The organism is Endozoicomonas sp. SESOKO4 (genome assembly GCF_024606275.1).
Map to the genome: position 1 here is coordinate 1 of NZ_JAHHPS010000539.1, position 1656 is coordinate 1656.

Sequence of the window (1656 nt, forward strand, 5' to 3'; positions counted from 1 at the left end):
TAAAAGTTGTTGTTTTCCCTGGTTGGCAGGGATATTCAAAATTGATTCTGCGGCTTAGAGTCGGTTTTAGCATGAAAGTTCATAACATTGATGTCAGTGAAACTAACAGTTAAACAGGACGTTGATCCGGGAAAATGACCAATGAGTAGAAAGCGGGTTTCTGTTGCAGAAGAATAATGTGGGGTTGGGTCAATGAGTGACAGTAAACGATCGGTCAATCATCCATAGTTCACTGATATTCGCCCTGTTATTGCCATTGATGGTCAACAGATGGCCATCGGTGCTGAAGGTAGCTGACCTGATCCCTTTGCGGTGGGTAATGATGTCTCTTTCTTTCCATGATCCATCGCTCTCCAGGCCATAAATTCTCGCCTCACCATCAATACTGGAGGTGACCACATGGCTGCCATCGACGCTAAAGGTTGCTGATATGACACAAACAACGGAAATGATAGTTTTTTCTTCCCAGGATCCGTTGTCCTTCCGGCTATAGATTTTCACCTTGTTATCTTTACCGCAGGTGATCGCATGGCGGCTATCGACGCTAAAGGTTGCTGAAAAAATGAACACATCATCATGGGAAATGGTCATTTTTTCCTCCCATGATCCATCGTCCTTCTGCCCATAGATTTTTGCCATTTTATAACTACTGCAGATGATGAAATGGCGGCTATCGGAGCTGAATTTGGCTGAGTTGCCCCTGTTTTCATAGGAAATAGTGGCTTTTTCTTCCCATGATCCATCGTCTTTCTTGTCGTAGATGATCGCCCTGCAATAGTCTCTGGAGGTCAACACATGGCGGCTATCGGCGCTGAAGGTGGCCGAATTGACATAACGATCGCGGCGAATGATGGCTTTTTCTTCCCATGAGCCATCGGCCTCCAAGCCATGGATTCTCAGCTTGTCATCGCTACTGAAGGTCAACAAATGGCGACCATCGGCGCTGAAGGTGGCTTGGTCGACCGATTTATCATGGGAAATAATGGCTGTTTCTATCCATGCCCCATCGTCTTTCTTGCTATAGATTTTCGCTTTGCCATCATTGCCAGCGGTCACCACATGGCGGCCATCGCTGCTGAAGGTTGCTGACAGGACAAAACAATCGTGGCGAATAACGGCTTTTTTTACCCATGACCCATCGTCCTTCTGGCCGTAGATTTTCGCCTTGCCATCTTTACTGGCGGTCACTGCATAGCGACCATCGGCGCTCAAGGTGGCTGAGAAGACAATGTCGTCATGGGAAATGGTCGTTTTTTCTTTCCACGATCCATTGCGCTCCCGGCCATAGATTTTCCATGTTTTATCGTCACAGGCGATCATCAGGTGGCGGCCATCAGCGCTGAAGGTAGCTGAGTTCTTTGAACTACTACAGGGGATGCTGGCTTTAATCTCTAATTTAAATGTTTTACATTCGGACATCAGTTTGGTGAGAGTGGAAAAGAACAGTGCAGGAAAATGAATACTCCCATGGCGATCCATGACTGAATTGACTAATGCCTCATCCTTTGTAAAACGCTTCAACCATTTCTGGAGTTCATCTTTATCTTTTGCAGTGACACTCGACTTTATTAGAGCCTGGTGTGATGAAGAAAGCTGGCGATACCATGCCCTTGCCATTGAATCATCATTTTTGAGCGTGTTGTTAATGTATGAATT

General features: G+C 46.0%; 1 protein-coding gene. It reads right to left on the reverse strand.

Going from position 1 to position 1656, the window contains the following annotated elements:
- Positions 1-189 precede the first annotated feature (189 nt).
- Positions 190-1656, reverse strand: a 1467-nt coding sequence (locus tag KDK16_RS10465) for a WD40 repeat domain-containing protein (protein WP_257276026.1), incomplete at its 5' end; no start/stop codon positions are given.